The sequence below is a fragment of the Granulicella aggregans genome (genome assembly GCF_014203275.1).
GTDB lineage: Bacteria > Acidobacteriota > Terriglobia > Terriglobales > Acidobacteriaceae > Edaphobacter.
In genome coordinates, this window is sequence record NZ_JACHIP010000050.1 from 1 (window position 1) to 8810 (window position 8810).

8 protein-coding genes are annotated in these 8810 nt (G+C 57.0%); 2 read left to right on the plus strand and 6 right to left on the minus strand.

What is annotated here, in order from left to right; translation table 11 throughout:
• Positions 1–253: 253 nt before the first annotated feature.
• Together HDF16_RS29480 and HDF16_RS29485 are read right to left on the minus strand one after the other, a co-directional pair.
• Complete coding sequence (locus HDF16_RS29480) at positions 254–472, minus strand: hypothetical protein (RefSeq protein ID WP_221313414.1); 219 nt, start codon at positions 470–472, stop codon at positions 254–256.
• 50 nt (positions 473–522) lie between these two features.
• On the minus strand, positions 523–726 hold the full coding sequence (locus HDF16_RS29485; RefSeq protein WP_184224429.1) for a hypothetical protein: 204 nt from the start codon (positions 724–726) through the stop codon (positions 523–525).
• Between the two features lie 90 nt (positions 727–816).
• On the opposite strand from HDF16_RS29485, the gene HDF16_RS29490 reads away from it, so the two are divergent.
• Positions 817–2472 carry an IS1182 family transposase gene (locus tag HDF16_RS29490; protein WP_184224431.1) on the plus strand — a complete coding sequence of 552 codons (1656 nt, stop codon included), beginning with the start codon at positions 817–819 and terminating at the stop codon, positions 2470–2472.
• A 53-nt stretch (positions 2473–2525) separates the two neighbouring features.
• The gene (locus HDF16_RS29495; protein WP_184224432.1) at positions 2526–4976 is read left to right on the plus strand and encodes an LptF/LptG family permease; all 2451 of its coding nucleotides are present in this window, start codon (positions 2526–2528) and stop codon (positions 4974–4976) included.
• A gap of 163 nt (positions 4977–5139) precedes the next feature.
• Here the strand turns inward: HDF16_RS29495 and HDF16_RS29500 are convergent, their stop codons facing one another.
• The 4 genes from HDF16_RS29500 to HDF16_RS29515 all read right to left on the minus strand — a co-directional run bounded on the left by HDF16_RS29500 (position 5140) and on the right by HDF16_RS29515 (position 8363).
• Positions 5140–5760: a hypothetical protein gene (locus HDF16_RS29500; RefSeq protein ID WP_184224434.1), complete on the minus strand. Its 621-nt coding sequence runs from the start codon at positions 5758–5760 to the stop codon at positions 5140–5142.
• The gene (locus tag HDF16_RS32325; RefSeq protein ID WP_184224440.1) at positions 5753–6070 is read right to left on the minus strand and encodes a PadR family transcriptional regulator; all 318 of its coding nucleotides are present in this window, start codon (positions 6068–6070) and stop codon (positions 5753–5755) included. Before HDF16_RS32325 ends, HDF16_RS29500 begins: the two co-directional genes overlap by 8 nt.
• A 373-nt stretch (positions 6071–6443) precedes the next feature.
• Complete coding sequence (locus tag HDF16_RS31745; RefSeq protein WP_184224436.1) at positions 6444–7826, minus strand: amidohydrolase family protein; 1383 nt, start codon at positions 7824–7826, stop codon at positions 6444–6446.
• Positions 7827–7919: 93 nt separating this feature from the next.
• Positions 7920–8363, minus strand: a complete 444-nt coding sequence (locus tag HDF16_RS29515; RefSeq protein WP_184224438.1) for a hypothetical protein — start codon at positions 8361–8363, stop codon at positions 7920–7922.
• Positions 8364–8810: the final 447 nt, after the last annotated feature.

Consider the following 8810-nt stretch of genomic DNA (forward strand, 5'->3'; position numbering starts at 1 on the left):
GCCAAGAACCATCACCGGCTCTGCGCGAACTTCGCCCTCATCAACCTCTACTTACACCGCAAGCGGCTGGCAGGGCTCGCTGCATAGCGCCCGAAGACGGGCAATGAGTCTTCAACTCAGCGCAACCCCCCGCCGAAACCAAGCTAAGCACCGCAGTATCGAAACAAAACTGGCGGCCAACTCAAGCCATTCACTGACATCGTCAAATCAGCCGCCCGCGCAGAGGCTCCCTAGTCGGTACGCCATCGTCAGCCTACTTTGCATCCCTGTGTAGGATGAGGCCACCGGCAAGCATAGCCACGCCGACACCGATTTCGATCCGTTCATTCATAGACCATCCAAACAAGCCACTGTACGGCGTACCGTCAGAAGAAAACCGCGTGTTGGCGCTATACTCACCGCTAAATCCGCTGACACCGAAGGCGACCAAGCCGCTGCCAAATAGGATGGTCAGAACCGCTATCTTTCTCATGGATGCCTTTTTGCCCGCCGTGGAGGGCACGGCAGCAGGCTACCACTTCCCTACCCTGCGACGCGCTTGAGGATCAGCCGCGCAAGCGCTACGCTGTCCGCGATGACGGCGAACAGCCGAGGCGATGGCTTGCCAATGTCCGGCTCCCGCGCCAGCCTCACAGCTGCGATGATGGCGGCGGCAATGATGACCGCGGAGACAAAGCGATCATGCAGACGACGTTCAGCTTCTTGGGGTAGGCCCAACATTGACACTGGTGGCGAATTCAGCGGATGAGGAATCAACCGTGGTGCGGGAGATGATTCTCTGCGTGCGATGAGCGTCTGTCCGCTGAAGATTCAACCATGTCTCTCAAACCTCAAGAAGACTTCCGTGTTCCGGACGAAACGCGCCGCGTGGCTTTGGCGGCGTTTCCTAAACGGTGTGCCTGCCTTCGCATCGCCGACGCGTTGGGCGGCGTGTATCGGGACAAGCAGTTTGCGGCCCTGTTTCCTCGGCGCGGCCAGCCGGCCGAGTCTCCCTGGCGTCTGGCGCTTGCGACGGTGCTCCAGTTCACGGAAGCGTTCTCCGACCGACAGGCGGCGGATGCGGTTCGGGGCCGAATCGACTGGAAGTATGCACTCGGCCTGGAGTTGGTGGACTCGGGCTTCGACCATACCGTGTTGAGCGAGTTCCGCACTCGTCTTGTTGAAGGAAAGCTGGAGTTGATCTTGTTGGATGCACTTCTGAAACGGGTGCAGGAGCTGGGATTGCTTAAGCAGCGTGGCGAGCAGCGGACCGATTCGACGCATGTCCTGGCTGCGGTCCGGACGATGAACCGGCTGGAGCGTGTCGGTGAGACGCTGCGGGCGGCGCTGAACGGCCTTGCTGTCATAGCCCCGGAGTGGCTGATGGCGGTTGCCGAACCAGAGTGGTTCAAGCGATATGGAAGCAGGGTCGAAAACTTCAATCTTCCCAAGACCGACGTCGCGCGAGCACAACTGGCGGCTGTCATCGGCTTGGACGGTAGGAAGCTCTTGCAAGCGATCGAGACCTCCATCGACCGGGAACGTCTTCGAGCGCTTACAGAGATCCTCATCCTGCAGCGAGTATGGGACGAGCAATTCGTCGAAGACGACGACGGACAGCCTCGGTTGCGTGACGTGAAGGAGATGTCACCTGTGGCCGCTCTTATCTCGTCGCCCTACGATTCCGAAGCTCGCTTCAGTACCAAACGTGGGGAATCCTGGGTCGGATATAAGGTGCATATTACGGAGAGCTGTGACGACGATGCCCCGCGACTGATCACCAACGTCGAAACCACACCGGCCACAACCCCCGACGACAACATGGTAGAGGTAGTGCATCGATCACTTCACGGCCGCAACCTACTCCCCACGATGCACTTGGTAGATAAGGGCTACACCGATGCCAAGGTACTGGTTAATAGCAATCGCGATCATGGCGTCGAGATCGTCGGTCCGGTAGCACAGGATCCAGGCTGGCAAGTCAGAGAGAAAACCGGCTTCGGCAAAAGCGCCTTCGTCGTCGACTGGGAACATAAGACGGTCACCTGTCCCTCCGGCAAACAAAGCATCTCATGGTTGCCAAACACGTATCCCGCAAATGGCGTGGTCTTCGAGGCCCGCTTCGCACGACGCGACTGCACTCCCTGTCCTTCACGCCCTCAATGTACACGATCAAAGGTGGAGCCGCGTATCGTCGGTCTGCAAAGCCGCGAGCATCACGAAGCGCTACAGACAATGCGAACGCAACAGACAACTGAGGAGTTCCGCAAAGCCTATGCTTTACGCGCGGGCGTCGAAGGCACCCATGCCCAGGCGATCCGACGCAGCAGCTTACGACATGCTCGCTACCGAGGACTTGCAAAGACCCATCTTCAGCACGTCCTCACCGCGGCTGCCATCAACATGGTGCGGATCGCATCTTGGACAAATGGAACGCCCGTCGCAAAGACCCGCTGCTCACACTTCGCCGCGCTCCAATTCCAAGCAGCGTGATTTCGCCACCAGTGTCGTCGTTGGGTTTGCCTCCTATACTGATGAGGAAACGCATGCGCATCCTCACCCGCTACATCCTCCGCGAGGTTCTTTCTTACGCCATCCTAGGTGGCGTCATGTTCACCTTCATCCTGTTCACCGCGCGCCTAGGCAGCATTTTCGAAACCTTTGTACGTGGCTCCGCCTCGTTCACCGACGTTTCGCTTCTCATCGCTTACTTCCTGCCCGACGTTCTCGTCGTCACCATTCCAATGGCCGTTCTCGTCGGCATCCTGCTCGGCCTCTCGCGCCTGGCCGCCGACTCAGAAATTACTGCCATGCGCGCCGCCGGAATGGGAGCGCTTGACTTCGTTCGTATCGTCTCACTGGTATCCTTCGCCGCGGTTCTGCTCGGTCTTTTCAACTCCTTCTACCTCGAACCTCATGCCGCCTCCTCGCTCCTGAAGCTCGAAGACCGACTAAAATACGCCCAGGTTTCTTTTGAAGTCGAGCCCCGCGTCTTCGACGAAGACTTCAAGAACACGATCCTCTACGTTCAGGACGTCGTCCCGGGTAATGGTGCCGCGCTCTGGCACCATGTCTTCATCGCCGACCTCACCCAACCCGCGAACCCCCTCGTCAAAACCGCCGAGCAGGCCATCGTGACCACCGAAGGTCCGGGAGATCTGCACCTCCTCCTAAAAGATGGCGGTCAATACCAGGTCTCCGACGCCAACCCGAACACAGACAACATCGAAAGATTCACCACGGCCGACATCCCCATACAGTCCGGCGCCCAAAACGATACCCACATCTCCCGCTCGAATACCCGCTACGAGGCCCTGCCGCTCTCCGAACTCCGTCGCAAGATCGCCCTCGGCAATGCTGACCCCGCCGCCAGGATAGCCGCCCGGCCCTACCGCATCGAGCTCAACAAGCGATTCTCCTACCCCTTCGCCTGCCTTGTGCTCATGCTCGTCGGCGTGCCGCTTGGCCTTTGGTCGAAACGCGGAGGCAAATCAGCCGGCTTCGTTCTCACCATCCTGCTCGTCTTTACCTACTACCTTATCTCGTCCATCGGTGTCGCGCTTGCAACGCAAGGCAAACTCCCCGCACTTGTCGGCGTCTGGGGAGCCAACCTACTCTTTACGGTCGCCGGCCTCATCCTCCTGCAGCAGATGTCCGTCGGCGGCCTCGCGCTCTCAGTTGTCTCGAGCATCGGCCTCACCTTGTCCAACGTTTTTCGCAAGCTACGCCCTGGAAGCTCCAAAACAGCGGAGTCAGTCGAAGAAGCCAAGGAACCCACCCGCAGCCTTGCCCAGCGGTTTCGCTCCAGTCTTCACATCCAGTTTCCGCTCATCCTTGACGAGTACATCATGCGCGCGTTTATCTCGAACTTCGCGCTCGTCCTGATCACCTTCTGGATTCTCTTCACCATCTTTACCTTCTTCGAGTTGATTGGCGACATCATTCGCAACCGCACACCGCTCGTCACCGTCGGTGACTATCTCCTCAACCTCATCCCCTACATCCTCTACAACGTGACGCCGCTATGCGTTCTCGTGGCCGTCCTCATTACCTTCGGCGCGCTCTCACGCTCGTCCGAGCTCACCGCCATGAAGGCCGCTGGCATCAGCCTTTACCGCATCCTCATACCAGTCGTCGTCCTGGCAGCGGTTATCGCCTGCTCACTCTTCGCCTTTGACGAGTTCTACCTTCCCGCGGCGAACCGCCGCCAGGAAGCCCTTCGCAACACCATCAAAGGCAAGCCCGCCCAGACCTTTCTTCGTCCAGACCGTAAATGGATCTCTGGTCAGTTACCCACCGACCAGGGGCGACATGCCGTGCTTACCAACTTCTCCGGATCTCGCCAAGCTCCGCCGCAAGCGCGAGCCGTCGAGCCCGTCCGCATCTTCTACTACCAGTTTTTCGATTCCGATCGCAACGTCTTCGCCAATCTCACCGTCTTCGAATTAGACCCGGCCACCTTCACGCTCCAACGCCGCATCTTCGCCGCCTCCGCACGCTGGGATGGCCGCGTCGACCGCTGGCTTTTCGAAAGCGGGTGGGTTCGCACCTTCTCCGGCAAATCCCTAGCCTCCTACCAACCCTTTGTCCTCACGACCTTTCCGCAGATCAAGGAAGAGCCGCAATACTTCAAAAAGGAAGATCGCCAGTCGCAGGAGATGTCCTTCGGCGAACTCTCCAGCTATATCTCGGACCTGCGCCAGTCCGGCTTCGATACTAAGCGGCTTTCCGTCCAACTTGACCGCAAACTCGCCTACCCTGCCACTGCCTTCGTGATGGCGATTATCGGCATGCCGTTCGCCTTCTCGACCGGCAAACGCGGCGGCGTCGCTGGATTCGCCGCAGCCATTGGCATCGCTGTTGTTTACATGGGAACAGACAGACTCTTCGAAGCGATGGGCAATGTCAGCGCGCTGCCACCGTCGCTCGCCGCAGGGGCGCCAGACCTTCTCTTCGCGATCGTTGGCAGCTATCTACTCCTTAGAACACCTACCTAGGGTGCCCTCATCGCAGGCGGCGACCAGTCCGTAGAGGTAAAGAAATACCCCTGACAACCGGAGTTGTCGTGGGTGAACTTAGGTCGCCCAGGTTTCTGAGATGCCGTATTTCAGAGAATCTCCGTGCTCCCGCGCGGATGGAACGGACTGGGACCGTTACCGTCTACTTGGCAATTCGGAAGGCTTGAACGGCGTCCGCGAGCTGACCTCCCAGTCGTCCGATAGCGGTGGCGAAGAGGATGCTTAGGAGCACCACGATGCACCAAGTGTAGCCATCGTGACGAACCGGAGCCCCTCGATAGGCGAACTCTGTAAAGCCGCGTCCAAGCCGCAACACATGGCCTTGTAGATCAAGAATTGTAGGATTCAAAACGTTTACGTTCCGAAGAATCTCCAATGCCATCAGCGGCAGAGACCCAACGAGAACTGCGCACGCGGTACTCCAACCAGGAGAGCGTGAGCCTTCTCTCCTGAGCCAATAACCAATACCGAGTTCCAGAGGTAGGTAGCCGTACCAAAACACACTGTAGCTTCCTGGGGACATTGCGCAAACGGTGTTCACAGTGAGACCTAGCAGAAAATACAGTGCCAGCAAGGTGCCGGCGTTTATCCAGGAGGAAGAACTGCGAATACGTTGACGCAGGCCAGAGAACAGCACATTCCAGAACATTGCCGGCGTGACTTTATCTTGTTCCAACAGTGAGGAGAGCTCAAGTCCATACTCGGCCCTCCACTCTGCTGGGAACATCTTGAGAAGTGCCACAACTAAGCCCCGGTCATTCATGAGCGCGTAGCCTCCTGAGTGCAACAGCAGACAATGCACGTAGTTTATTGAGTTGGTCACACAGGTGATCCTTGCCGCTGCCGGTCAACTTGTAGGGACGTTGTCGCCCCTTCTCCTCACACGCTGTGATCCAACCGCTTTCCACGAGACGCGAAATGGCGGTGTAGAGCGTTCCAGGCCCCAACGTCACGTTGGCCATCACGCGTACGTCGGTCATTATGGCGTAGCCGTGCTTCGGGCCGGTTGTTAGGCTCGACAGGATTAATAGTTCTGGATCAGAGGCTGGTCCCTCGTTTGGCCGTCTTGCCATAGTACGAATTACGATATAGCTGACCTTTTCTCCCGTCAATAGCGAACTGGAGTGCCGTCCTCGCCGATGACCCAGGACGCGCTTGCTTGTATTCTCTGAAACCACCGTTTCAGAGCAGTGCGCTGCCCTGCCCTGCCCTTTGGTTTATGAATCCAAAGGCGTTCACTGTCTCTTTACATCTCACCTGTTCTTGCTTGCGGGGCGACCGCAACTCTGGCAATCCGATTGGTGTGTTCAACCTTCTTGCATAAGTTGAAGTCCGAGTGACCAATTTGGAGGACCTGACCAAGCAGAAACGGTCGGTTGACCGCAGCTATTGTGAAGGTTGACAGCACGAAAAGGTAACTATGCACAGGGATAGTCATTTTCAAAGTCAATGTCTTGCCTCCACCTTTGCAGCTTCCAGGAGACCTGAGATAGAAGCATGATCGAAGTACCGGCCATGCAGCCACACGGCCTCAATCTGAGTCGTGTTGTGAATGTCCGTAAGCGGGTCGGCGCGGAGCAGGACCAGATCGGCACTCTTGCCAGCTTCTATGCTTCCCAACTCGGAGGTCCGACGTAGAAATCTCGCGGGATTGATCGTTGCCGTTTGTAGGGCGGCAAGCGGCGTGAGACCTGAATCGACCATGAGCGCTAGTTCATCATGAAGGCTGAAACCCGGTAAGCAATAGGGATTCATTGCATCCGTCCCAGCCATGAGCGGAACGCCAGCCCGATACATGCTGCCCACAATCTTTTCCTCCACCCCGAATATGCCCCGCGCCATTTGATAATCCGAGTTGTTCCAGCGCCTGATCTGCGGCTGTGTTCTTTCCTCCCATCTCTCTCTGGATTTGTGATCGACATAGGTCAATCGAGGATCGGAGGTCATCTTCGAATCGTCCAGCCTGCCCCACATGCGATTCACAGTCAGCGTCGGTACCTGCCAGGTATCGTTCTGACGAAACTCCGCGAAGAGAGCCTGGCATTTTGCTTGGTCGAAGCTGCGGTAGCCCTCAGCCTCAACCCTGAGCCGGTCGAGGAAGAATCGTGCATGTTCGATGGCGGCCTTCAGATTCTCCTGTTTGCTCGAACACGCCAGGGCAATTCCTGTAAGGTGTTCGATCGAGCGCTGACCGGCCGCTGAGGCCTCCTGTGCTGTCACGGCCTCCGGGACATGGCCTTCAAAGTCGATGTGCTGCAGCTTCGCCTCATCCGCCAGGGCGAAGTAAGCTTCCCGGGGAACGCCGTCGTAGACCTTAATGAAGTCTGCCCCGCCAGCTTTGATCTCATCGACTGAACGGAGGGCGTCGGCAGGTTTCTTGACGACGATTGAGCCGGGCCACATTGGAGAGCTGCCATCGACGATGGCGCTTGCCAGATATATATCCGGGGCTGGGGTCTTCTTGGAAAGTTCGGCTCGCAACGCCGCTGTATCCCGCTCTCCCGCCATCATGCGAACTCCCGTTACGCCATTCGCAATGTAAAGGGGCAGCTCTCCTGTCTCATGAACATGGACATGCATGTCCCATAGGCCAGGAATGAGAAAGCCACCATGGGCATCGACTGCACCGGGAGCTTGACCGTCTTTCGGCTCCGTCGACGCGACAGACAGAATTCGGCCTCCTTGAAGCTTGACCGTTTGCTCTTTAAGCTCTTCGCCCGTCACTACGTTTACGACCGTGACGTGTTGGATCAGGGCCATAGATGATGAGGATTCCTGGGCAAGAATTTTAGAAGCTGAGACGGCCAGCGTCAGCAGTAGTCGCTTCACCTGTCCTCCTTGGAGTGTTCCCCATCAGCAGAATAGAACGACGGGGAGACAACCTCACGCTGTTCCTTGTCCTTGGTCTATAAAAAGCCTTTCCTAGAGCGGGTTATCCTCACCGAGCTCCCACGGGCGCACAAAAAGTACAAGCTCTCCAGGGACAGTGGTGCCGGCGGTCTTGCTACATCGATTTGGCTTTGCGACCGGCTGCACAATACCCGTCGACAGTATCTCGCTCACCTTGAAGTCGTTGTGAACCAGTCCGCCTGGCTCGTCGGCGCAGGCGACGTAGAGCTTTGTGTTGTGAGTGAAGATCGTAGAGTCCCTCGATATGCTTATGGCTGCGACGCCGTTTTGATCGGTTTGCACGGCAATCTCCCGGTAGCCGGGGAAAACTTCGAGCCCCACTTCAGTGAGCTTCAGTGGCTCTCCGTTTAGGCCGTTTAGCAGCTCAATGCGAATCACGGTATTTGGCTTTTGGGCAATGGTGACAGAAACGGCCAAAACTAACGAAGCTAGGCTGAACATCAAGTTCCGAACCATGATCGCCTTCCTTTGTACCAAGGGTCTGCCAGATATACTCCGAAACGACATTATCAGCTAAAAAACACCCTTATTGGATGCTTCTCAGTCTCGAAAAGGGCATTTCGCCATAACTGCAGCGTGGATACTTCAGATAAGCTGTTTAGGATCAACGTCTGGATATCGTTAGCATTCATAAATTCACGTTTCTCGATGTGTCGCCCCATCATTCCATCAGCTGCAAGTGCAAAGTTGCAGTAGGGTGGTCTCATGGCTCTTAACAGGACGTTTTGGCCAGGTAGTCGCATGCGCCGGCCAGTCGAGATCTCGTTTTTCGCCCAAAACACAGACTAGAAGCGGTCTCATAAACGTTTGAGCAGCATATGGACGCAAGCGAGTTGGACGAAGCCGAGGAAGTTTTCGATGTGGAACTCCCAACGCGTGACGAGCCTGCGGAAGTTGTGCATC